The organism is Paenibacillus sedimenti (genome assembly GCF_014534655.1).
In the GTDB taxonomy this organism is placed as follows: domain Bacteria; phylum Bacillota; class Bacilli; order Paenibacillales; family NBRC-103111; genus Paenibacillus_E; species Paenibacillus_E sedimenti.
In genome coordinates, this window is record NZ_JACVVD010000015.1 from 13292 (window position 1) to 39705 (window position 26414).

Consider the following 26414-nt stretch of genomic DNA (forward strand, 5'->3'; position numbering starts at 1 on the left):
TCAAATGATGTAACAAGTAAGTGATATCGCAATGGTTGAAAGCGTTTACTTATTATCTTTTTGATGGAAAGAGGAGGATGAAGTTGCACAAATAATTCAATTTTATTCATGTAAATTATACAAAACAACTAGGAGGGCAGGGTGCAGATGTTTTCCAGAAATTACAGTGTTTACAATGATTTCTGGATAAAGCTATTTATTTGGTGAAAACGGTAATGCCCATCCCTCCACTTTCAGATATAATTGAGTTAATATATTTCCGGACAGTAGGTTGCAATACTTCCACTTCCGAAGGGGGAATAGAGTTGCACAGATATTTGCTTCGGTTACTGGCATTCAGCTTTCTATTAGGAGTACTCCCTGTCATCGTGATTGGGATCTTCTCATCTTCGGTAGCGACAAGGGATCTGGAGGATAAGGTTAAAGAAGGCAACATGCAGTGGCTGACACAAACCCAGATGCGTGTCGAGCAGATGCTCAGGTCCATTGAGAAGTCGGCAACTCAATTTGCCAACTCTTCCCAAGTACAGACGGCGATGAACGCATCCTACGATATTAATCATTTTGAACAAATACGCGACCTTTCCGTCTCGCTATACAACCTTCAATCCAGCGACGTGGTGATAACTCAGGCCTATTTGGTTAATTTTGAGCACAACTGGTCGTTAGATCTGAATACTATGAAGCCGTTAGACCAGTCGGGATACAGTAAAGCGTTTCGGGATTATGCCCTGCTGCCGAAAAGCATTTTTTGGACAACGGAATCGGCTTCTGCTAATGACGGTGAAGATGCAAATCCGGCGGAAATGATTACTCTTGTTCATAAAATTCCGATTTTGCCTCAAACCAGCAAGCCACAGGGGCTTGTTGTCGTACGCATTTCTGCGTCCGATATTCGAGATGCGTTGGCAGCCGACAATTCGCCAAGCCGAAACTATATCCTAGACCGCTCAGGCGCGGATATTCTGGCAACGGCCAAGATGAGAGAAGGTTATCGGGAAGTCAACCTTGCTATCGCGAAGAGACTGGCAGAGTTACCGGATATCCGGCAAGGATTATTCAATACGCGCTTGAATAAAGAAGAGGTGGCGGTATTATACCGTTCCTCGGGTTATAACGGATGGACGTACGTGTCGGTAATCTCCATTGACGAAATCACCAGAGAAACCCGAAAGATTGCCGAACTGACACTGATTGTTTGCGCCTCTATTCTACTCGTCGTCCTGGTATTCGCTTTATACGGCAGCCGCCGCATGTATCGTCCGATACAACATCTGTTGGATGTTGCCAAGGGGATTCATCCTAAATTGAACGTTCAGCCGATCCGGCCTAGAACGGATGAGCTTGAATTCATTAAAGTAAGCTTTCAGTCTTTGGCTGTTTCGAGAAATCAGATGGAACAGCAAATGCTTGGTCAAGCTGGCCACTTAAAGGAGTTTTTCGTATTAAAACTTCTTACCGGCCAGTTAACGGACACTGATTATTTGCTGCGTTCTGCCATGTACGGCTTTCCGGAAGGATGGAAACGTCTGGGGGTGCTTACGCTGCAGATCGACAATCTGCAGGAGACCAAGTATCAGGAACAGGACCGAGAGCTTCTGCTCTATGCCATAAATAATATTGCTCAGGAAATATTGCTTCACGAGTCCCGGTTCACACCGATCCTGTTGAACCGGTCGCAAGTGACGATTGTGGCGACGGACAAAGAGGAACCTGCCGAAGTCAAAAGCGCATTGTATCTAGCGGCGGAGTCGATCAAAACGAACGCCGAACAGTATTTGCAAATCAAAGTAAGCATTGGCATCAGCAAACCGTACCATTCATTGGCGGATACCGTCAAAGCGTACGGAGAAAGCCTGGCCGCATTGAAGTCCCGAATCAGCCTCGGTCCGGATATTATCGTCCACTATGAGGATGTCGAAAACAACCCCGGAGTGGATAAATACGTCTATACGCATCTGAAGGTTATGGAAGAGCAGCTTGTTTATACCCTGCGCGAAATGCAATTGGACAAAGCAGCAGAGCTGTTTCAACAATATTTGAATGCGCTGCTGCATAAGGACGGTTATTTGTACGAGCATCACATTTTGCTGCTGCAGCTGATTTCCCGGATTCTGCAGATCGTGCAGGAGCATGGGATTTCGATTAAAAAAGTACTGACGGACGAAGGTGCGGTAGAACGATTGCTGCGGTTGCAAACACGGGAGGAAATTCAGCACTGGTTCGAAACCAAATTGTTCGTTCCAACGATTGAGGTACTTTCGGAGAAATCGGAATCGCAATATGTCAAGATTGCTGATAAGCTTGTAAGAATGATACAGGAGCAATACGACCAGGAAATCACATTGGAATTTTGTGCGGAAGCGCTTAACTACCATCCGGTCTATCTAAGCCGCATTTTCAAGAAGGAAATCGGCACCACGTTCAGCGACTATTTGTCCGATTACCGGATGAAGATGGCCAAGGTGATGCTGGAGACAACGGATATGAAAGTTTCGGAAATCGGCGAAAAGCTTCAATATAAAAATATAAGCGCATTCATTCGGAGCTTTCGAAAGATATACGACATAACTCCCGGACAATATCGCGAGAAGCTGGATCAAAAGCAAATATGATTCACCGCATGAAGGGAAGTGCCTAATGAGACGAAAAATAGTGTTCATTGCTTGCTCGCTTGTATCCTTCGGGTTATTGGCAGCATGCAGTTCAAGTATGGATTCGAAAGCGGGAGATGCTGCAAAGCCGACTACAATTTCCATCGTGGTCAATCAGGTTGGAGAGAATCCTCCCAAGAACAGCGAGATGGAAAAGGCAATTGAAGCTTATACGAACACGGATTTGCAAATTCAATGGATTCCCTTTTCGGCCTATGATGAGAAGACTAAGGTCATGATCGCTTCCGGGGAGCTGCCGAAGCTGTTCAGGCTCACCTATACGCCGACGATCATCGCTACGCTGAAGGCAGGACAGTTTTGGGAGATCGGTCCCTATTTAAAGAACTATAAACATTTATCCGCTCAAAACAAGCAGTTTTACGATAACATCGCTGTCGGCGGGAACATATATGGGGTTCCTTTGTACCGCCCTCTTGGCCGTGCATCCGTCCAATACCGTAAAGACTGGTTTGACAACTTGGGTTTGAAGCTGCCGAAGACGCTTGAAGATTGGTATGAGGTCATCAAGGCGCTGACGCTGGGTGACCCGGATAAGAACGGGAAGAACGATACGTACGGGATCTTCCTGGAGAAAAGATATAATCAGGACGTGAGCTCAACGCTGACACGTTTCTCCGTATCTCAAGGAGGGCCGAACAAATGGAAGGTGGAGAACGGCCGTTTCACCCCCGAATTTATGACGGAGCCGTTTTACGACTCCATGAAGCTGTTCAGGCGGCTTTATCAAGAGAAGCTGATCAATCAGGATTTTGCCATTGCGGATATTTCGGAAACATCGAAGTTATATGAATTGGGGCGAGCAGGTATACAGGTTGTCGGAGGAAATGCTCAAAGCTGGCAAGATAAGCTGGCCAAGACGGTTCCTTCAGCGATTGTGGATGTTGCTCCAATGGAGGGGCCCAAAGGGATTCGGCTTCCCGGCGAACCCGGCAATGTCGGTTTTCTGGCGGTTCCCAAGGATACGGTGAAGACGGAAGAGGAAATGAAATCGATATTAGCCTTTCTCGACAAGATGCTCGAGCCTGATGTGCAAACCGTGCTCAACAGAGGAATTCAAAACCGACATTGGGTCGATAAGGGCGATTATGCGGAGGTTCTTGATCGCGAACTGGACTTGAAGGAGGTTAAGCCGTACAGGGATACTCTCCCGTACATGGACAGCAATCCTGATCTTAAGCCTATACGACAGCCGGACCTGTACCGTAAAAACCAACAGATTATCAAGGAGAACGAATTATATATCGTCCCTAACCCTGCATTGACGTTGGAATCGGAAACCTACGCCGAGCGGGGCAAGGAGCTTGACATTCTGATAACGGATGCTCAGACAAAGTTTATTATGGGGCAAATAGATGAAGCCGGATGGAAGATCGAGATCGAGAAGTGGTTGAAGTCCGGCGGTGATAGCATGATTCGGGAATACCAGGAAGCCTATGCAAAAAAAGAATAAGCAAGTGGATGTGCAGCACTCTGCAGACCTCAAATGAGGCATGCAGGGTGTTTATTTGTTTGTGCACATTTGGTTATCTGGAAGCTATTACGCCGGAAGAAGGTTTGAGAAGTCAAAGAGGTTAATTGGCAGGTATAGCCGGTCATCACCTTTCCGCAGCATAATCATGGCATAAACGACATGTTATGGAGGAGTCAGGATGAAGGCGGAATTGACTTTGCGCTCGAAACGATCGGACAAACAGGTGAGTAAATCGAAATTCGGTTTATTCGTGAAAGAATTGATAAGGGACAAATGGATGTACCTGATGCTGCTTCCCGGCGTGGCCTACTTTCTTATTTTCAAGTATGTGCCGATGTATGGACTGGTTATGGCGTTTCAGGATTACCGGCCCCACCTCGGGTTTTTCGGAAGCCCTTGGGTCGGGCTGAAGCATTTTATAAGATTCTTCAGCGAGCCTTCCTTCGGAATGCTGTTTCGAAACACAATTATCCTTGCGCTCTATAATCTGATCTTTTTCTTTCCGCTGCCGGTCGTTCTGGCGCTGATGATGAACGAGCTCCGCAGGGAAAGGTTCAAACGGTTCGTACAAACGCTGGTATATATTCCCCACTTTGTTTCTTGGGTGGTTGTGGTTGGCATCTTTTACATGCTGCTGACGACGGAGAACGGGATTCTGAATGAACTCATCTACGCCATAAGCGGCAAGAAGATCGCTTTTCTGATGGAACCGGAGTGGTTTCGGACGATGATCGTTTCTCAATCCATATGGAAGGAGGTAGGCTGGGGAACGATTATTTTCCTTGCGGCTTTGTCGGGTGTCGATATGCAGCTGTATGAAGCTGCGCGTATTGACGGAGCCGGGAGGTGGAGACAACTTTGGCATATTACCCTTCCTGCAATCCGAAGCACGATCATAATCTTGCTTATTCTTCGTCTCGGAAATTTTCTGGATTCCGGCTTCGAGCATATTTTCCTGATGATCACGCCGACCAACCGTGAAGTGGGCGAAGTGTTCGATACCTACGTATACACGAAAGGCTTAACGCAGGCGCAGTATAGCTATAGTGCGGCAGTCGGATTTTTTAAATCGGCTGTAGGTTTGATCCTGGTGCTTGGCTCCAACTGGCTTGCCAAACGGTTCGGGCAGGAAGGCGTGTACTGATCTAGTTAGATTCCAAACCATAGGGAGGTCATTCTGTGACTTACGATAAAACTCTTGGCAACCGCCTCTTTGATATGTTTAATTACAGCTTCTTGTTAATCTTTTCCATCGCTTGCTCATTGCCGTTTATATATATCTTGGCGGTTTCATTCACCAGCCCGGCGGAGGTGGCCAAAGGGGGAATCATTTTATTCCCGAAGGAATGGTCTCTTGCCGCATATCGGTATATCTTTTCAACCGACACGTTGGTGCGGAGCCTGCTGGTATCCATTTACATAACGGTTGTAGGCACATTTATAAACCTGCTTTTCACTTCGCTGATGGCCTATCCGCTATCGAAGCCGCATATTCGGGGCAGACGAATGTTCCTCCTTGCCGTCTTGTTTACGATGCTGTTCGGGGGCGGACTGATCCCCACTTACTTTGTCGTAAAAGCGTTGGGGCTAACCAATACGCTTTGGTCCTTGATGATTCCAAGTGCGATCAACGCATTCAATCTCATTGTACTGAAAAACTTTTTTCAGCAAATACCGGATGGCTTGGAGGATTCGGCGAAAATCGACGGATGCAGCGACCTGGGGGTCTTATTCCGCATCGTGATCCCTTTATCGCTGCCGGCCATGGCCACTTTCGCCCTCTTCTACGCGGTGGCTCATTGGAACCAATTTTTCAATGCCGTGATGTATATCAACGATAATACGAAATGGCCGATTCAGGTGCTCCTGCGGGAGATTGTTATTCTGGCGCAAAGCCGGATCGGCGATGTAAGCATCGATGAGACCCAGATTCAACCGCTAACCATTCGCATGGCTGTCATCGTTTTTGCAACCGTACCTATTCTGATTGTGTACCCGTTCTTGCAAAAGCATTTTGCCAAGGGTGTGCTTCTGGGTTCGGTGAAGGGGTAAAAAATCGGTTTATCGCTTGTCTTTCACGGGATGACCCCTGGGGGTAAGCTTTAAATAATATTCGCATGATGGAGGGGTAAAACATTGAAGAAAAAACATGCAGCGCTTATGTTAGGCACATTGCTGCTCGCTTCTTCGGCGCTTGCGGCATGCAGCGGGAGCAAAGTGGAGGAAAGTAAGCAAGGAGCGGCAGCGGAAGCGCCGAAAGCAGAGGACAACAAACCGTATCCGATCAAGCTCGTCATTAACCAGGTAGGTGAAATTCCCCCGAAGGACAGTGAGCTGGAGAAGCAGATCGAGTCCTATACGAATACGGACCTGGATATACAATGGCTTCCCGCATCGGCTTATGATGAGAAAATCAATGTCATGGTAGCCTCGGGCGAGCTTCCGACCATTATTAAGCTGAATAATAATCCCACGGTGACCGGGCACCTTCGGTCCGGGATATTTTGGGAAATCGGTCCTTATTTAAAGGATTACAAAAATCTTACGGCTCAAAATAAAGTATACTACGATAATCTGTCTGTGGAGGGCAAGCTGTACGGCATTCCGCTTTACCGCGATTTAGGGCGTGCCCAACTGCAGTATCGCAAGGATTGGCTGGATGCGTTGGGTCTTCAACCGCCGAAAACATTGGATGACTGGTACAATGTCATCAAAGCAATGACCCTGAACGATCCCGACAAGAACGGGAAGAACGACACCTATGGATTGCTTCTGGAGAAGAAATATAATTTGGATGCTTTCTCAACGCTAACACGGCTTGCCGTAACGCAAGGCGCTCCGAACAAGTGGTCGGTGGATGACAAAGGCAATTTTACGCCGGAATTTATGACCGAGCCGTTCTTCCAGACTTTACAGATGCTGAAGCGCCTCTATGCAGAGAAGCTGATCAATCAGGATTTCGCAGCGGTGGATACTACTGAGACCGAAAAACAGTACGAATCGGGCCGGGCCGGAATTAAAATAACCGCCGGCAATGCGTATAACTGGCAGCTTAAAGTGGAGAAGGTCGTTCCTACAGCTAAAATAGATGTCTCGCAGGTGGAAGGAGTTTCAGGCGTAGCAGTACCTGCCGAGCCGGGCAATGCAGGAAGTTGGGCCATTCCGAAAGCGGCTGTAAAGACAGAAGCGGAGCTCAAAAAAGTGCTTTCGTTTATCGATAAATTGATGGATCCAAAGATGGCAACGCTTTTGGTGAAAGGCGTGGAAGGCAAGCATTGGAAGGATGCGGGCGAATTTACGGAGGTACTTGATCGCGACGCCGACTTGAAGGAAGTAAAGCCGTATCGCGACACATTCCCGAATCGCGGCGAATCCTACAATATCGCCAAAAAAGCGAAACAGCCGGACCTGTTCCTCAAGAGCTCGAACATTCCCGCGCAGAACGAGAAGTATATTGTGCCGAATCCGGCATATACCCTCTTGTCCGATACGTTCTCGGAACGCGGCAAGGAGCTTGAGCTGATGATTACCGACGCGGAAACGAAGTTTATCATGGGTAAGCTCGACGAGGCAGGCTGGAAAGCCGATATCGAGAAGTGGAAAAAGGCCGGCGGCGAGAAAATGATGCAGGAGTATAAGGAAGCGTACGAGAAAAGCAAGAAGAAGTAACCCATTTCTTTGGAAGACAGGAATGTTCCCCAAACCTGGGCAGGGGACATTCCTGATTATATGGCATGAGGAGGGCATTTATGAAAAAGTGGTTGGCACGAATCCTTGTCGCATCCCTGCTTGCAGCATCGTTTTCTGTAAGCGCTCACTCAGAAGCGGCATCCGCTCCGCTGCCGGCATTCCCCGGCGCTGAAGGTGGCGGAAAATATACAAGCGGCGGGCGCTCTCAAGCGGTGTATGAGGTAACCACGCTTGATGATTACACGAGCAAGGAAGCGCCGATTCCCGGTTCACTGCGGGATGCGGTAAGCCAGAGCAACCGGACGGTCGTCTTCCGCATCGGAGGGACGATCCGTTTGAAGGAAAGCCTGAAGATTACGGGCTCGAATCTGACCATCGCCGGACAAACCGCTCCCGGCGACGGCATTACGGTAACCGATTACACGACAACCGTCGACGCGGATAATGTCGTCATCCGGTATATGCGATTCCGCTTGGGCGATCGTTTCCCGAGCGAGGATGATGCTTTCGGCATGCGCAATCACAAAAACCTTATCCTCGATCACTGTTCCTTCAGCTGGTCGGTCGATGAGGTGCTCAGCCTCTACAACAATGAAAACACAACGGTGCAGTGGTCGTTCATCGAGGAGAGCATGCTGATGACGACACACCAAAAGGGTCGTCACGGCTATGCCGGAATATGGGGCGGTAACAACGCAAGCTTTCTTCATAATCTCATTGCCCATAATTTCAGCCGCAATCCGAGATTTTCGGGGGGAGACCCTGTGTCTGACATCATGGAATCGACCAACAACGTCATTTATAATTGGGGTCTATTCTCCGCTTATGGCGGCGGCAAAGGGCAGTACAATTTGAATAACAACTACTATAAACATGGAGCAAACACCTATTACAACGTGCGTCATGAATTTTTTAACGAAATTCTTTCGCCAAGCCAGCTGTACGTTGACGGGAATGTTATGGAAGGCGACGCCGAGATCTCGGCGGACAACTGGCTCGGTGTGAAAAGCGTGCAAGACCCTTCCTTGAAGTTGTCTCAGCCCGTACAGGTCGCCGGCGGATACGTTCCGGAACCTGCCCAGGACGCATACAACCATGTCCTCGCCGGTGCGGGGGCAACCTTGCCGAAGCGCGATGCGATCGATGCACGGGTTGTTAATGATGTGAAAAACAGAACCGGCCAGTATATCAACTCGCCGATCGAAGTGGGCGGATATCCCGATTATCCGACAGTCGTCTCTACTGTGGCCGATCAGGACCATGACGGCATGGATGACGCATGGGAAATGGAAAAGGGCTTATCCCCGACAAACCCCGACGATCGCAACGGAACGAATGTATCTCCGGAAGGCTACACGAACCTTGAGGTGTACCTCCACGACTTGATTGTCAAGGGAACCGCCGGCAACAAACATACGGGTAATCCGGTTGTCGCGATCACTTCCCCGGTTAACAATACCTTGAAAGATGCCGGCAGCAATGTAACCGTAGAGGCTTCAGCTTCCGACAACGACGGGATTGCCAAAGTGGAATTCATTGTAGACGGTAATGTTATGGCGGAGGATACAACGGCTCCATACAGCTTTGAATGGAATCATGTAACGGATGGCACCCATTTTCTTGTTGTCAAGGCAACGGATAACGCCGGGCTCTCGACTCAATCGGACAATGTCGCTGTTCACGTGAACAAAACCGGTCCGATCGCTCCGTGGCAATCGCAGGATATCGGCTCAGTCGGCATCCCCGGCCATACCCAATTGGAAGGCGACGAGAAGACGGTAACTGTCAAGTCTGCCGGGGATATCGGCGGCACTGCCGATGCGTTCCACTATGCTTACCAGACGTTGACAGGCAATGGCGAGATTATTGCCCGGATCGATCACATTACGCCTACGGATGACAATGCGGAAGCGGGGGTTATGGTCCGCGAAACGCTGGAACCTTCATCCAAGATGGCAATGCTTGCGATTCCTTACGTCAAACTAGGCAAGAAAGGCGTTATGATCAGCCGGTCTGAGGCAGGAGCAGATTCTGCAAGAGCGGAACACGAGGATTTTATTACAACGCCTTACTGGGTGAAGCTCGTTCGCATCGGCAGCCAGCTGACGGGATTGATATCCGCGGACAAGACGAACTGGAAGCGGATCGCATCCGTTGACATTCCGATGCAGGAAACCGTCTATATCGGTTTGGCGGCGGACGCTTCAAAAACGATAGACGATGTAAATAAATACAACGCTTCTCTGTTCAGCGGTGTGGAAATTCAATCCTTGGCCGCGGATTATCCGACGCCTCCGCAGTCGCTGACCATATCGGCAGGTAACAAAAGCGCTGCGCTGGCATGGTCGCCGGTCAGTACGGCAGCCACCTACAACATTAAGCGAAGCAATGTTCCCGGCGGGCCTTACACGACGGTCAAGTCAAACGTAACAACATCGTCCTTTACCGATACGAACCTGACAGCAGGCAAACCTTACTATTACGTCGTCAGCTCGGTAAATACGAGTGGCGAAAGCTTCGATTCGACGGAGGCAAGCGTAACACCGACAGGCGCAGCCGAGACCATCTGGCTTATTACCGACGATTATGAAGGAGATACCATTGGAGAAATTCCGGCCGGCTATACGCAGGTCAATCCGATTCCGCCGACAGACACCAATAAAGTGATGACGCAGGAAGTTCCGGTTACAAGCACGGGGAACAGCTCGGGCAAGGCGATGCAGCTTTATGATACCGGCACGGTCAATACCAGGGCAGCAAAAGCCTTTGCTCCGCAGAAGGGCACCGTGATCGTTGAAGCCGATTACATGCAGCAATCGGTTATCGGTGCAGCAGGCCTGCTGCAGCTCCAAACGCCGGACGGCGGAAAAACGCCGCTGTCTTTGGAAATCCGCAAACCGTCAGGCGAGAGTGCGAATGCATTCGTCATCAATAACAGCAACAACTATATCAAGTTGACAAACGAGGTGCCGCCGGTAAACAAATGGATCCATTTTAAGATCGAAGCGAACGTCGTCACGGGCACAGCGAAGATTTATGTGGACGGCGCGCCGGCCTTTACGCCGGAGGTCGACTTCCTTAGTTCGACGTTAACGGATACGAGGGCCAAAGGAATCGGCCGCATTCATTTCTCAACGCCCGGTACCGGATCGGGCAGCCCCTATTGGGATAACGTGAAGGTATATGTGGAGCCGGTTGCCGCTCCCGCAGGCGTGACGGCGGTGCAGGGCAATGGAGCCGTTGAGCTGAAATGGCCGGTTGTGCAGGGAGCGGTCTCGTATAATGTGAAACGCAGCGAAACAGATGGAGGACCCTATACAACCATCAAATCCGAATGGCAGGAAACCTCTTATATCGACAACACGGTAACAAACGGGACGACATACTACTATGTTGTTACGGCCATGGGAGTCGGCGGCGAATCCGCAAATTCCAATCAGGTGCAAGTAACCCCGTCGGCATCCGCTCCTAAGCCAGCGGCGCCCGCGGAACTGAATGTAAAGAGCCGGGATTCGCAAGTGGATTTGAGCTGGAACCCCGTTGACAACGTGAATTTCTATACGGTGAAAAAGGCGGCCGATCCGGCGGGGCCGTACGAGATCGTCGCTGACCATATTACGGACTCGGCTTACCGGGTAGGCGGCGTGACGAATGGCGTAACCGGATATTACGCTGTATCGGCTACGAATGTAGCGGGAGAAAGCGCCGACTCGGCTCCTGTGACCGGCGTTGCCCGGGCGCAGATTGGTACGCCGGTCTTAACAGCGGAGGCGGGCCACGCCCAAGTGACGCTGAACTGGACGCAGGCCGCGGAAGCCAATCGTTATGTGCTGAAACGTGCCACGAACATTGAGGGTCCATACACGGTTCTCGCTGATAATTTGCCGGGAACGACCTACACCGACACGAAACTGGTTAACGGCCAGCCTTACTACTACAAAATAACTGCCGCTAACGAGACGGGTACCGGCCTGGAATCCGCCGTTGCAGCTGCACGTCCCGTACTGAATATCGGCCAGCCGGTTGTGCCGGATGGCGTCAAAGCGGTACCGGGCGATTCGGAGGTTCAATTAACGTGGAATGCGGTCAGCGGCGCAGCCGATTATCAGGTGGTTCGCTCAACGGATAAGAATGGACCGTTCTCGGTCATCGCCGATCATGTGGCGGGGCTATCGTTCGCCGATACGGGTCTGGCCAATGATACAGCTTACTATTATGCGGTTGCAGCGCGCAACGAAAAAGGGATGAGCTATCATTCCTTGCCGGTTAAGGCGGTCCCGGGCGCGGTGATCGTCGTGGCCCAGGATGGAAGCGGGCAGTTTACCAAAATTGCCGATGCGGTCAATGCCGTGCCGGATAATAGCACGAAGCTTACGATTATCAAAGTGAAAAACGGCATCTATAACGAGAAGGTGCTTGTTCCCTCGACGAAAAAAATGATCACCATGATCGGGGAAAGCCGGGAAGGAACTGTGCTGGTAAATGGAGATTCCGCAAGCACGATCGGTCCTAACGGACAGCCGCTCGGCACAAGCAACAGCTATACGCTGAGAACGTCCGGAACCGACTTTACGCTCGAAAATATGACGATCCGGAACAGTGCCGGACGGACAGCCGGGCAAGCCGTCGCGCTCTATGCGGAAGGCGACCGGGGGATATTCCGCAACGTGAAGCTGCTGGGTTATCAGGATACGCTGCAGGCGGACAAGGGAAGACAGTACTTTGTTGACAGCCATATCGAAGGGACTGTCGATTTTATTTTCGGGAGTTCAGCAGTCGTATTCGAGAACAACATCATTCAGAGTGTCGGCCCCGGCTATGTAACGGCGCCGTCCACGGAAATGGGCAAGCCGGGATACGTATTTATAAACAATCAACTGATTGCTAGCCCCGATGCGCCTGCGGGTACGGTAGACCTTGGCAGGCCATGGAGAGATTATGGCAGCACAACGTATATCAACAACTACCTAGGAGAGCATATCCGGGCTACGGGCTGGAACGAATGGGTTGATGGCCGTTCGGAGACCTCGCGCTTATCCGAGTACTTCAGCTACGGTCCGGGAGCCAATCCGGCCGGCCGTGTCAATTGGTCGAAACAATTGACGTCGGAAGAAGCCGCTCAATACACGTTTGAGTCTACGCTCGGCGGTTCCGACGGATGGAATCCGAAAGAGTCGATCGGGTTGATTGACAAAGCGCCGATTGCCGTCGTGCGGGTATCCTCCATCGCGGTAATCGCGTCGGGCGGAGCGAATTCGATCACGTTGAAAAATGGATCTCTATCATTGAAGGCGCTGGTTCTTCCGGGTAATTCGGCAAACCCGTCGGTTTCCTGGCATGTTGTTGAGAAGGACGGAATTACGCCTACGAGCCGAGCGACGATAAATACCGACGGACTGCTTGTCGCCAAGAGTGACGGAATCGTCAAGGTTGTCGCAACCGCTAAAGACGGCAGCGGCGTTCAAGGAAGCATGTATATATTCATTAGAGGTCAATCGGGCGTCCCTTCCGATTTGCCGGTAGCAACGCTTGACGGGCCCGCGGACGTAACCTCGGGGCAGGAGTTCAGCTATCGGGTCGGGTTAGGCCATGTTTCGTCCTCCCCGTCTTCGTCGGTGTACGCATTGGATTTCACGCTGCAATTCGGGACGAACGCCATTGATTTCGTTTCCGCCGATTCGGTCAAACCGGGCTTCCGGATCATCGCACAGAAGACGGACATTCCGGGGCAGGTTAGGATTATTGCGTCCAGTTTGGGAGCGGCTGGCGCCATAACGTCGAGCGGCGATCTTATCGAATTGAAGTTTAAAGCGAAGCCAGTCTCGGGTACAGAAGCAGCGCAGCTTGGTTTCACTTCCTTCAAAGCCTCCAACGGGGCGGCGCAAATCCTTACTGTGTTGCAGGCAAATCCATCTATCGTAAAAGTGGTTCAATAATGTCACATGTGAAGGAAGTGATCCGGTTGAAAAGGTTTTTGAACATTGCGTTGGCTGCCCTTTTGTTAACGGCATCTTTTCCCCAAATAATGAACAAAGCAGCGGCAGCCGTGTCCGTCCCTGTCGGGAATACCGCGCTAATCAATGATGATTTTAACGGGGTAACCGATGCGACAGTGACGAAGACGACAAGTCCTATGACGACGGTAGCAGGTTATACACCTGCGATTTCCGGTACCAACAGCTCTGTCGGCATCGCCCAAACCGGAATGGACGGCGGTGAAGCCGTTACTTCCGATGCTTTATTACTCAGGGATCTGGACGGTAAAAACGGGTCTGCCCAAACCGTCGGCGACGGCAGCGGTTCCACCTCCATCTCCAAATCGCTAGGACAGAATGTCAAAGACGGCATCTTGACGATCGAGCAGGATATGTATTTCTTCGGGGATACGACCGTTCCGAACGGAACGAACGATATCAGCCGCGGTCGAACGGTTCTGACATTGTCCGGAGGGATCAACGACGAGAACCGTTCGTCGGATACGATCATTCAAGTCGACCTCAAATCCGGCAGAATCGCTTGGAAGGACAGTACCGGTGCCTTTACCAATATTACGCCGAACAGCGTTGCGAATGGGGTATGGTACCACTTGAAGGCGGTTGCCAATTTCACCAATCTGCGTGTTGACTACTACGTTACCAAGGTAAGTGATGGATCGGTGGTCGGAAAGCTGGAGGGTCAGCCGTTTTCGCTGAAAACGCTCGGCGCTGCGTCTACGGATTATGCGGTCGCCAAGTCGTATTCTGCAGCTACGGGCGGCACGACTGCGCAAAATATTTTGCTTGATAACATCCTGGTCTACAAGCCTAATGCGGTGCCTGACGCGCCCGTCTGGGTAAGCATTACGCCGTACGATGCCAAGGTGAAATTGTTATGGAGTGCTGCGAAAAACGCAGAATCGTATTCGATTCTGCGCAGCACGACCTCCGGCGGACCGTATACGGCGATTGCATCGGGACTTTCTACGACCCAATCGGATTACTACGATGCGACCGTAACGAATGAGACGACCTATTACTATAAGATTCGTGCGGTCAATACTTTCGGCAATACCGATTCTGCTGAGCAATCCGTTACGCCTACAGCATCGGCGGCGCTTCCGCAGCCTCCGGCTGATATCGCTGTTATCGCCCGCGATTCGGCGGCAAGCATCTCCTGGAGCCGGAATGCGAGCGCAAGCCAGTATACGTTGAAGCGGAGCACGTCTTTGGAGGGACCGTACACAACGCTTTCAAGCACGCTGCCGTATACGCAAACAAGTTACTACGACTCAGGCTTAACGAATGGAACGACCTATTATTACAAGCTGGCAAGCCAAGCGCCCGATGGAACGCCCGGGAACGATAGTACGCCAGTTAATGCGAATCCTGCCGCGCCGTTTGCGTCGCCTGCGAATGTCGCCGCCAATGTTTCCGACGCTAAGGTTGCTTTAAGCTGGGAGCCTGTCGACGGCGCTGCCTATTACACCGTGAAACGCAGCACCGTCTCCGGCGGACCGTATGCAACGATCGCCGCTAATGTCGCTGTGACGAGCTATACGGATGTAACGGCAGTCAACGGAACGACCTATTACTATGTCGTTTCCGCTTCCCAGGGACAGCTCGAAAGCATGAATTCCGCGCAAGCTGCCGCATCGCCTGTACCTATACCGTCAGGAGCGCCGGCCGCTCCTAACGCTGTGTCCGTCAAGACGGGTAACCATAGGGTAGAATTGCAGTGGAACCCTGTGCCTGAAGCGACTTCCTATACGGTGAAAAGAGCAATATCCTTTGCCGGACCGTATACGGTGCTGCGCGCAGGCTTGTCCGAAACGGCAACTACCGACGAGACGGTGGTGAACGGCACGACCTACTTCTACATTGTATCGGCAACGAATGCGAAAGGAGAAGGGGCACCCGCCAAGCCGGCCATTGCTACGCCTGCGTCTACGATCGTCGTGGCGAAGGACGGTACGGGAGATTTCACTGCCGTTCAGGATGCGGTGAATTCCATCCCGTCGAATAATACGGTCAGAACCGTTATTTTCATCAAGAACGGTACCTATAAGGAGAAGATTGTGGTCAACAAGCCTTATGTCAGCTTTGTCGGCGAAAACCGGGACCGCACGGTTCTGACCTACGACGACTATGCCTGCAAAGAAAGCCCGACCGGAACGCCTTCGGCAACTGGCTTCTGCCCCACATTGCCTGCAGGAACGCTCATCATGGGAACAGGCAACAGTTACTCGGTCAGTGTGACTGGACACAATTTCACGGCGGACAGCCTGACGATTCAAAATACAGCGTACCCGAGAACAGTGGTTGCGCCGGCCGTTGCGTTGTCGGTGACGGGAGACCGCTCCGTATTTACGAACGTGAAGGTTTTGGGCTTCCAGGATACGCTGTACGCGAACAGCGGCAGACAGTACTACAAGAACGTTATAATCGAAGGCGATGCCGATTATATTTTCGGTAACGCAAGGGCGGTCTTCGACAACTCGGAGATTAAATTCGTCGGCAAGGCGGGAGGCCATGTTACAGCCGCTTCAACGGATTCGGCTGCCGAGTTTGGATATGTTTTCCTGAATTCGAGATTGACCAGAGGCACGTCCGCTTTAAAATCTTCCGTAACGATAGGAACTTGGGATTCCTCCTGGGATATTGATGCCAATATCGGCGCAACAAACGCTGCCGTCGATTTGGGCAGACCTTGGAGGCCGTACGCAAATGTCAAATACGTGAACACCTGGATGGACGCTCACATCAAAGCCGTCGGTTGGGACAACTGGGGCAATGCCGACAATGAAAAGACGGCCAGATACGGCGAGTACAATAGCAGCGGTCCGGGCGCCAATGCTAAAGACAGGTTCGGTTGGACAAAACAATTAACGGCTGACGAGGCAAACGATTATACGCCGCAGCGCATATTGGCCGGTGCTGACGGATGGGATCCTACGTTGATCGGCGCATTGCCCGGACAACAAAGTTTGCAGGATCCTCCGGCCGGCAATATCGATAAATCGGTTCTCCGATTCATTATTGCCAATGCCGAAGCCGCAGCTCTTGGAGCAGCTGAAGGGACGGGCGCAGGGCAATACCCGGCCGGCACGAAGGCGATTCTCCAATCGGCGATCCAGGCAGCTAAGGCGGTGGAGAGCAACAGCGCATCGACGCAACAGCAAATCAATCAAGCCGCTCTTGAGCTCAACCAGGCGATTGAAAATTTCAACAACGCAGTAAAGCTTGATTACGATCCTATGGACGTCAACATGGACGGGAGAATCGATATCGCGGATTTGGGATGGATCGCGAGTGTTGTCGGCAAATCATATGCGGATTCCGACTGGAACTCGGTCAAAGCGGGAGATATCAACGTGGATAGGAAAATCGATATTCAGGATCTGACGGCGATCGCGAATCTGATTAAGAACATATCGGATACGGTCGAACAGAAATCGTACAAATTCAATTTTACCGGCACAGCCAAAGAGGGCTATACATCCGTGGTATATAACAACGGTGTGCCGCAGTATAATTCTTCGGTTGGCTACGGTTTTGTCAACGAGACGAGCGCGATGCCGGCAAGACAAGTGCATTCGGCTCAAATTACTTCCGACGGAACCGGATTTGTGATCAGCGAGCCGCAATTTTATGAGGAACCGGGTTTTGAGAAGGATAACTATAACCATTACGGCATGGCGTTTCGGATACAGGCTCCTCCGGGGGCGTATCGGGTGAGTGTTAAAACAACCTCCGCTGCGGCGGACACCACCGTGTCGGTTTCGGGCATGCAGACGAGCCGGCTCCTGAAAGGCGGGTACTGGGATACGGCAAAACTGGTGCCAATACGCAATTTCATTACAGCGAGCGGCAAGGAATGGACCTATAACTTTGTCAGCGGGCGGAGCTTTATCGATATCGAGATTGAGCCGAACAAAGTGAATACGCCTGTCGGCGTGCAGGAAATCGTTCTTACGCCGATCGCGCCGCAAACGCGCACGGCCGGAAGCCTTCCGACGATTTATACGCTGGGGGATTCCACGGTCAAATCCTACACCTTCGACGAGACGCCAATGAGCGGCTGGGGTCAAGTGTTTGACAATATGTTCGACTTGAGCAAGGTGAATGTCGTTAACTATTCCATGGGCGGACGTTCGTTCAAGAGCGCTTATACGGAAGGACGTTTCAACGATATTCTGATGACGGGCAACATCGGGGACTTTGTGCTTGTACAATTCGGTCATAATGACGAAAGTACGGATGAGAGCCGCCGATTCGGCAGAGGCGCAACCGAGGCCATGTATGAATCTTATATTAAGGATGTATACATTCCTGCCATTCGGGCACGCGGGATGATTCCCGTACTCGTGACGCCAATGTCCAGAGTAAGCGGCACAGCGCAGCCGGGATATGTATATACAAACTCTTTCAAGACCAGACTGTTCCCGGATATTATGAAAGAGGCGGCTGCGGAAATGGGAGTCACCGTTGTCGATCTGAACGCAGAAAGCCTCAAGTATTATAACGCTATTGGAGTTGAAGCGACGACTGCGGTATTCATGTCCATTGAAGCCGGGGAAACGCCGGGCAAAACCAACGACGGAAGCTACGCCAACGGACATCCGTCCAACAAAATAGACGGAACCCACTATAAGGAAGCTCTCGCGAAACAATTCGCCCGGATCATGGTTACGGAAATCGCGGGCAAAGGAACCGCGGGAGATCCGAAAGCAGCGTCTATTGCTTCCTATTTAAAACAAGACGTCAAGGCTGCCATCGCATCGGGCGATTGGTGGAACGTCTATCCGGAAATGGCCAAGGATACGACGACCGGTGCAGGCTCTTATTATCGGAACCAGATTGAGAAGCTGCTTCAGCTTGGCGTTATGAGCAAGGATAGCAACGGAAACTTTAATCCAGACATGAATATGACGGTTGGTGAATTCATTCGTGCCATCAGCGCGATTATGGGCGTGGATTCATCGGTTATGGCCGGATATGCGAACGGAGAGCTGACACGCGAGGTCATGGGCGCTATATTGGACGATGCCTTCCGGGCCAAATTCGGTACTACGAAGCCTAAGTACATGACCGATTACAACGGTACGACCGTAGTGCCCGGCAGCCCGGGCTACGATCCGAACCTGGATTCCGGCGCCAGAGGCGTGATGTACTATCCGCTTGTTTCCTACGAGAAGCTAACGGATAAGGCAAATATATCGCCTGATTTGGTTAGCAAGGTGAAGGATGCTTATGAATTAGGGCTCATCCGATCGGAAAAAGGTATCGCGAGAGGCAAGATGATCAACGGCACAGAGCTTGAGCCGAAGATGATCGTTGCAAGAGCGAAAGCGGCAAAAGCGTTATACTTTATGTGGGTGCTCGTACAAGAGGTTAACGTTGAAAATGATGTTGTCAACGTCAATATCGACAATGTCGCGCCTACTGCAACAGTGAACTACAGCACTACGGTGCCTACGAACCAGAATGTAGTGGCGACAATTACGCCAAGCGAGGCTGTGACTGTCACCAACAATGGCGGTTCAACCAGCTATACGTTTACTGACAATGGCAGCTTTACTTTCGAGTTTGTTGACGTAGCTGGCAATGTGGGCAGCGTTACGGCCAATGTGTACAATATTGATAAAATTGTGCCGACTGCAACAGTAAGCTACAACACCACGGCGCCTACGAACCAGCATGTAGTGGCGACAATTACGCCAAGCGAGGCTGTGACTGTCACCAACAATGACGGTTCAATCAGCTATACGTTTACTGACAACGGCAGCTTTACCTTTGAATTTATGGATGCAGCGGGAAATAAAGGTGCGGCAACGGTCATCGTCAGCAACATCGATAAGATAGCGCCGACATTGATACTGGTTCCGGATAAGCTCTCTTTATCGCCTGCGAATCATAAGCTGGTAACCGTTCAAACGAGCGTTTATGGGCAGGATGAAGGCTCCGGCGTCAGTTCGGTCGTGCTGACCTCGATTACTAGCAATGAACCGGACAACGGCTCGGGTGACGGAGACATAGCGGGCGATATCGCGGGAGCTGACTTCGGAACCCTCGATACGGAATTTCAATTGCGCGCCGAGCGTTCCGGCAAAGGGGAAGGACGCATTTATCTGATTACTTATACGATTACGGATATCGCAGGAAACCAAACAACGGCTACCGCACAGGTTACGGTGCCGCATGACAGCAAATAATTAGCCAAGACGATCCATCGATAGAACACCTCCAGACCTGAAATCAAGGTGCTGGAGGTGTTTTGTCGAGGAAATGCTTCTTGATGCCAAGCGATGTGCACATATATCCTATAGGACAAACTACTTAATGTTTACTGACCAACTTGGACATAGTCTATATAGGCACGGTAACGATAAAATGGAAGCGATTGCAATAATGTGGGCGAAACTTTTTCTCATCCAATGACTTGTATTTGTATTTAAAAACCGATAAATATTGGTGGATGATTTTGAGCAATGTCAAGTCCATAGCTGAAACCGGAACATCCCTCAATTTTTATTTTTGACCGAAAGGTGGCCAGATATGGCTTACCTTATCCATTTATAAAAGGCGCCTTCCTTACCTTACGGCACTCATCGGCGAATACTCTTCCTCTTGCTTATATGGGGTGCCAGCCTTTGCTGCGGGGCCAGGCTACTATGGGCTGTCATCCTAAAGAAAAATGTATAGGACAAGATAAAATAAAGGTAAGCACCAAACAGCCCTCACCTTGTTTACAAGATGAGGGCTGGACTTGTTGCAATCAGGATTTAAACTCGCGACTGGTTTGTTGTAACGATGGCGACCATGGTAATAGTTCATCTAGTTGGTCAGGATCTTTCGGATCGGGAAGCTGAGGGAGTTGCTCGAACAAGTACATCAAAGTATTTGTACGGGTAAAGCCCATTTTCTTTTGCCGTTTCAGGCGGTCCATAGAACCACTCCCATGTAATCTGGTTAAATTCACATTAAAATTTGTGTTAACGCTATTAATTTAATTATAAGGCTTTGTTATTCTTCATTGTTGATTTCTAACGATGAGATAAACCTCTATCGAGGTCTTTCGAAGATGTGCGACCGCGTTCAGCGGAAGGTTTATTCGCCAATAAGAATTTCGTTTTCGACTCATCGGAAACTTATAAATTCTTATGTGGTAAGAAAAACCACTTAAACTATTAGCGATCAATTCGAAACTATCGTTCCCCCATATATACTCGATAAATCATACAGATTTATCCTTCAAACGGTAATTTCCATAGTTATACACGAAAAATCATACACAAAAGCTCTAATTGATGCGAAGAGCCCGATTTTATATGAAATTTCATACTGAATCGTTGTTGCTGTGATTTATGAACCTTCACAGTTCCGCTAGCAGCGGCGTCGAGCCCTGCTCTTTCTCTCATGTTAATAGTAATTTCGTTATATACAATTTAAAATTGTGTTATTTAATTGGTCAAACAAGTGATATATAATAACAGAATAAAGTAATTTTATTATATATAGGAGGTTTTGACAGAACGTGTCCATCAAAAAAATGAAAGACGCCGAGCTTGCATCCATGCTAAAGAGCAGCATTCGGCTCAAAGGCAGCGACGGTGTCGAGGCTCCATGGCTTTGTTTGAGCGATGAAGAGATGGAATGGTGGCGGGATGCCAAGCTCGGCTTTTTCTTCCATTGGGGGCTTTACTCTATACTTGGGCGCGGTGAATGGGCCATGTTCAACGAGAAAATTCCCGCAGACGAATATGCGAAGCTGGCCGGTCAGTTTAACCCGCAAAAATGGGACCCGGAGCAATGGGCTAGCCTGGCCCAAGAAGCCGGCATGCGGTATTCGGTCATGGTCACCCGACATCATGACGGCTTTGCGCTATGGGACAGCCCTGGCAGCTACGAACGATTCGACAGCATGCATGCTGCTGCGGAACGCGATTTTGTTAAAGATTATACGGACGCTTTTCGCAAGGCCGGCCTCCGAATCGGTCTGTATTATTCGCCGATGGATTGGCGGTTTCCCGGGTACTTCAACCCGAAGGAACTAGCCGACAATGCAGCCTTGATGAAAAAACAGGGATATGATCAGATTCGTGAGCTGACCACACAGTATGGAACGATCGATATCCTCTGGTACGACGGAGGCTGGCTGGCTCATACCGGATCGGATGCCGATGCGGCTTGGTTCTGGGAACCGATCCGACTAAACGAAATGGTCAGGAGTAACCAGCCGAAATGTGTAATCAATCCAAGATCCGGCTGGATCGGTGATTTTCAATGCGACGAAGGTCCGCACGACATTACCGGGAACATCGTTCCCATCGCTTGGGAAAAATGCTTCACCATTGCGTATCATTGGTCCTACGATCTGGAAGAAAGGGTCATGCCGCTCGAAAAAATTGTCAAAATTTTGATCGACTGTTTTGTCCGCGGTGGCAATGTGCTGCTCAACGTTGCCCCTGACCCGAACGGTGAAATACCTGCAAATCAAGTAGAGCGATTGCGGCAGATCGGCGCTTTCATGAAGAAAAACGGTGAAGCCATCTATGGAACGCAAGCGGGACCGCTCGAGCCGGTAGATCATATTTACGGCATGACCTGCAAGGGCAATTATCTTTATTTGCATGTACAGGATATGCCAACTTTTGAAAACATGGTTTTGCCGGCGCTTCCGCAGAAAATCGTACATTGCCAAATGCTCGACGGCAGCGCGGTTCCTTTCGAACAAAATGACCAGGGGATTTCCATCAAAGTTCCTAAGGGAAAATGGGAGCCATTTGATACCGTCATCAAGTTGGTTGTGGAAGTCGGAGATTGAAACGGGAATTGCAAGAAGTGTATGCCGGATATCCAGGAAATGGGCTTCAGCATGTGAAAATAGTAAGCGCTTACATTCGAAAAAATGGGGGGAATCCTTTGAAAACCATATCAGTCAGTGAGCCGGTAACGCTGGAGAAGACAAAGCCGAAAAAGGCGGTCATTAAAAAGATAAAAAGGCATTGGCAATTTTATTTACTGATCTTGCTGCCCATAGCCTTGCTAATTACGTTCAAATACTATCCGATGTACGGGGCGCTGCTGGCATTTAAGAATTACAACATCGTCAAGGGAATTACGGGAAGTCCGTGGGCGGGCTTCAAGCATTTTCAATATTTCTTTGAAGGGCCTTATTTCTGGCTTATCTTAAAAAATACGTTAGGGATCAGCCTTTATGGCCTTCTTGTTGGGTTCCCGATTCCGATCATTTTCGCCCTTGCACTCAATGAGATCGGCAGGGCCTCTTTCAAAAAGTTCGTACAGCTGGTAACCTATGCACCCCATTTCATCTCAACGGTTATCGTCGTTTCGATGCTGTCGTTGTTGCTCGGACCGCAGGTAGGCGTTGTTAACAATCTGCTGGCGGCTTTTGGTTTTGAAAAAATCAACTTTATAGGAGAGCCGGCTTATTTCAAATCCCTTGTCGTCTGGTCCGATGTTTGGCAGAATGCCGGGTATGGCGCCATTATCTATCTTGCGGCGCTTGCAGGCATCGACCCGACGCTTTATGAGGCGGCTAAGGTGGATGGAGCATCGAGGTGGCAAAAAATCATCCATGTCGATATCCCGGGCATACTCCCGACCATCATTATCTTGTTGATCTTAGGTGTCGGCAACATTATGTCTGTCGGTTTCGAAAAAGTGTACTTATTGCAAAACTCAATGAATGCGGATTCATCCGAAATCATCGCGACTTATGTATATAGAGCCGGCTTATTGAATGGAAATGTCAGCTACGCGACGGCAGTCGGATTGTTCAATTCCGTATGTAATCTGATCCTACTTGTCAGTGTCAACTCATTGGCGAAAAGGGTTACCAAAAACAGCTTATGGTAAGGGGGACCGGTAAATGGTTGTGAAGAGAGCTATCAAAGAATCGCCCGGCGATTTGCTGCTGATGACGGTCATCTATATTTGTTTAACGTTTATCCTGCTCGCTGTTCTTTATCCGCTTGTTTATATTGTCAGCGCGTCATTCAGCAGCCCTTTCGCCGTCGTATCCGGCAAGGTATGGTTGTTCCCGGTCGATTTTACGCTGCTTGGATACGAGACGGTGTTTAAAAATTCGTCTGTGCTGGTAGGGTACGCCAATTCATTTTTTTATGCGATAGTCGGCACGCTGGTTGCGGTAACGGTCACTATCATGATGGCCTATCCGCTCTCCCGCAAATCTTTTTACGGCCGCAATGGACTGATGTTTTTATTAACTTTCACCATGTTGTTTTCGGGCGGGCTAATCCCTACCTATTTAGTCGTTAAGAGCCTTCATCTCATCGATACCCGATGGGCACTTATCATCCCGCCGGCGCTTGGAGTATTTCAAATTATCATTGCGAGAACCTTTTTTCAGAACAACATTCCCGATGAATTGGCGGAAGCGGCCGAAATCGACGGGATCAGCGATCTGGGGTTCCTAGCGCGCATCGTACTTCCGCTATCCAAGCCGATCATTGCCGTTCTGGTGTTGATATTCGCGGTAGGACAATGGAACGCTTATTTTGATGCCTTGCTCTATATTAAAAACAAAGATTTATATCCGCTGCAGCTCGTGCTACGAAATATATTGCTGCTCAACACGACGGAAAATCCGACGAACATTTCGGAGTCGCTCCAAAGACAAGGTGTCGCCGAGTTGATGAAATATTCCTTGATTATTGTGTCCAGCTTACCTGTGCTTATTTTGTATCCGTTTGTGCAGAAGCATTTCGTGCAAGGAATTTTGATCGGTTCGCTTAAGGGTTGATTCCGTAATTCCGTAAGGAGGTGGGCGCACGGCAAGACAGAAGGCATCAGTTGTACATTAGTGAATGGATAGTAAATCAACAGGGAGGGTTATGCATGATCAAAAAAACAGTCATCTCATTACTCAGCACGCTGCTGATCGCCATTCCGGTGCTCGCAGGCTGCTCCAAGAACGACGCAGGAAGCGATAACAAAGCTGGAAGCACAAGCAACCAGGCAGCAACTGCCGATGCAAAGAAAAATCCTGTCAATCTTAAGATTTTTATGGTCGGCGATCCTGAGCTTGACTGGAACAAAAACAAATTTACGCAAGAGATGAATGAGAAGCTGAACGCCAAGCTTGATATCCAGATCAATTCATTCGAAACGGTAAAAGATAAGAGACAGCTTGCGATTACGAGCGGGGATTACCCGGACGTATTCATGTTGAACTGGAGCGACCTCATTAGCCCTGCCGAACAGATGAAGCTGGGACAACAGGGAGTTCTGATTCCGTTAAACGACCTCATTGACAAGTATGCTCCCAATATTAAAAAGCGTATGGCGGAAATCCCTACTTACAAATCGGGAGTTACAGCGCCTGACGGGAATATTTACGTATTGCCGCCGATCAACGAATGCTATCACTGTTTTATCGGCGCCAAAATGTGGGTCAACAGCGAATGGCTGAAAAAACTCAACATGGAAGTGCCGAAGACGACGGATGATTTCAAGAAAATGCTCGAAGCTTTCAAAAATACCGATCTGAACGGCAACGGGCAGAAGGACGAGGTACCATTAAGCGGCTCCAAGGATAACCGTGTAGATATGCCTCTTATGAACGCTTTTACGTATGCGGATTATGGCAATTGCAGCAGCAGCAAAGACCCTTGTTATCTTACGGTATCGAACGGCAAGGTCGAAATGAGCGCCATCAAGCCGGAATTTAAAGCGGGCCTGGAATACCTCGCTTCGCTGTACGCGGAAGGCTTGATCGATCTGGGCGCCTACACGCAAGACAATCCGGCCTATAAGCGTCTCGCCAACCGTGACGGTATCGCAACGATCGGCGTCGGTGCAGCGCTGCACCCTTATGTATTTATCGGTCCGGACAACCCGATCAATACACAGTACGAACCGATTCCTCCGCTCAAAGGACCGAATGGGGTTCAACTTACCGCGTACGGCGGTTATAAAGGTATTGGGAGCGGCGCCTTCGCTATCACGAACAAAGCGAACAAGGATCAGCAAATCGCTGCCATTAAGCTTGCCGATTTTTTGGCTACGGATGAGGGAACGACTCGGGAAACTATGGGAGAAAAGGGCGTACAGTGGAACGACGGAACCGCTTCCGATCTGGATTTGGACGGAAAGCAAGCGAAATACAAGCCGATTCCCCTGAAGGGAGACGAATCTAAAAAGCTGAACAATGCGTGGGGCGAGGTCGGTCCTTTCGTCAAAACGAAAGCGTACAGAGCGTCTTGGGCTGCCGATCAAAATACCAAAACGCCGGCTGGGTACGAGCTCCGCTTGTATCAGGCAACAAAGCTCTATGACCCCTTTAAGCCGAAAGAAACGCTTCCCGGAAGCTTGTACATCGACCCGGCAGCGCTTGATGAATACGGCTTGCTGGTTACGAATATCAACAAGTACGTAGATGAAAATATCATCAAATTCATTACCGGCAACAAAAAGCTTGCGACTGATTGGGACGCCTATGTGGAAGGTTTCAAGAAACTGAAATTGGATAGATATTTGGAGCTTACCCAGAAAGCGCTTGATAGCTCCAAGAAGAATTAACGCGCATCAAGTTGAAGAGCCCCCGTTCGGGAACAA

11 protein-coding genes and 1 pseudogene are annotated in these 26414 nt (G+C 49.9%); 11 read left to right on the forward strand and 1 reads right to left on the reverse strand.

The window, feature by feature from the left end; genetic code table 11:
* Nucleotides 1-305 precede the first annotated feature (305 nt).
* From ICC18_RS28585 to ICC18_RS34055, 7 genes are all read left to right on the forward strand, one after another.
* Nucleotides 306-2615, forward strand: a complete 2310-nt coding sequence (locus ICC18_RS28585) for a helix-turn-helix domain-containing protein (protein WP_188177831.1) — start codon at nt 306-308, stop codon at nt 2613-2615.
* A 25-nt stretch (nt 2616-2640) separates the two neighbouring features.
* Nucleotides 2641-4125, forward strand: coding sequence for an extracellular solute-binding protein (locus ICC18_RS28590; protein WP_188177832.1), 1485 nt, complete (start codon nt 2641-2643; stop codon nt 4123-4125).
* 199 nt (nt 4126-4324) lie between these two features.
* Nucleotides 4325-5290 carry an ABC transporter permease gene (locus ICC18_RS28595; protein WP_188177833.1) on the forward strand — a complete coding sequence of 322 codons (966 nt, stop codon included), beginning with the start codon at nt 4325-4327 and terminating at the stop codon, nt 5288-5290.
* A gap of 35 nt (nt 5291-5325) precedes the next feature.
* Entirely contained in the window at nt 5326-6198 is an 873-nt protein-coding gene (locus ICC18_RS28600; protein WP_188177834.1) for a carbohydrate ABC transporter permease, read from the forward strand.
* Nucleotides 6199-6306: 108 nt separating this feature from the next.
* Nucleotides 6307-7815, forward strand: a complete 1509-nt coding sequence (locus ICC18_RS28605) for an extracellular solute-binding protein (protein ID WP_188177890.1) — start codon at nt 6307-6309, stop codon at nt 7813-7815.
* Nucleotides 7816-7895: 80 nt separating this feature from the next.
* Entirely contained in the window at nt 7896-13772 is a 5877-nt protein-coding gene (locus ICC18_RS28610) for a pectinesterase family protein (protein WP_188177835.1), read from the forward strand.
* Nucleotides 13772-20026, forward strand: a complete 6255-nt coding sequence (locus tag ICC18_RS34055; RefSeq protein WP_223192958.1) for a pectinesterase family protein — start codon at nt 13772-13774, stop codon at nt 20024-20026. The genes ICC18_RS28610 and ICC18_RS34055 overlap by 1 nt, the downstream gene beginning before the upstream one ends.
* A gap of 563 nt (nt 20027-20589) precedes the next feature.
* Here the strand turns inward: ICC18_RS34055 and ICC18_RS28625 are convergent.
* A pseudogene (locus ICC18_RS28625) lies at nt 20590-20761 on the reverse strand (transposase domain-containing protein); the annotation flags it as partial.
* Between the two features lie 587 nt (nt 20762-21348).
* Between ICC18_RS28625 and ICC18_RS28630 the strand changes: the two are divergent.
* The 4 genes from ICC18_RS28630 (at nt 21349) to ICC18_RS28645 (ending at nt 26378) form a co-directional block, all read left to right on the forward strand.
* Nucleotides 21349-22638: an alpha-L-fucosidase gene (locus ICC18_RS28630; RefSeq protein WP_312029618.1), complete on the forward strand. Its 1290-nt coding sequence runs from the start codon at nt 21349-21351 to the stop codon at nt 22636-22638.
* 107 nt (nt 22639-22745) lie between these two features.
* On the forward strand, nt 22746-23693 hold the full coding sequence (locus tag ICC18_RS28635) for an ABC transporter permease (protein WP_312029620.1): 948 nt from the start codon (nt 22746-22748) through the stop codon (nt 23691-23693).
* A gap of 13 nt (nt 23694-23706) precedes the next feature.
* The gene (locus tag ICC18_RS28640) at nt 23707-24600 is read left to right on the forward strand and encodes a carbohydrate ABC transporter permease (RefSeq protein WP_188177836.1); all 894 of its coding nucleotides are present in this window, start codon (nt 23707-23709) and stop codon (nt 24598-24600) included.
* A 95-nt stretch (nt 24601-24695) separates the two neighbouring features.
* The gene (locus tag ICC18_RS28645) at nt 24696-26378 is read left to right on the forward strand and encodes a type 2 periplasmic-binding domain-containing protein (protein WP_188177837.1); all 1683 of its coding nucleotides are present in this window, start codon (nt 24696-24698) and stop codon (nt 26376-26378) included.
* Nucleotides 26379-26414: the final 36 nt, after the last annotated feature.

What these genes read in the sequence shown, in the direction of transcription:
- ICC18_RS28640 (WP_188177836.1), top strand. Translation starts at nt 23,707, where the DNA reads ATGGTTGTGAAGAGAGCTATCAAAGAATCGCCCGGCGATTTGCTGCTG.
- ICC18_RS28610 (WP_188177835.1), top strand. Translation starts at nt 7,896, where the DNA reads ATGAAAAAGTGGTTGGCACGAATCCTTGTCGCATCCCTGCTTGCAGCA.
- ICC18_RS28645 (WP_188177837.1), top strand. Translation starts at nt 24,696, where the DNA reads ATGATCAAAAAAACAGTCATCTCATTACTCAGCACGCTGCTGATCGCC.
- ICC18_RS28590 (WP_188177832.1), top strand. Translation starts at nt 2,641, where the DNA reads ATGAGACGAAAAATAGTGTTCATTGCTTGCTCGCTTGTATCCTTCGGG.
- ICC18_RS28605 (WP_188177890.1), top strand. Translation starts at nt 6,307, where the DNA reads ATGTTAGGCACATTGCTGCTCGCTTCTTCGGCGCTTGCGGCATGCAGC.
- ICC18_RS34055 (WP_223192958.1), top strand. Translation starts at nt 13,772, where the DNA reads ATGTCACATGTGAAGGAAGTGATCCGGTTGAAAAGGTTTTTGAACATT.
- ICC18_RS28595 (WP_188177833.1), top strand. Translation starts at nt 4,325, where the DNA reads ATGAAGGCGGAATTGACTTTGCGCTCGAAACGATCGGACAAACAGGTG.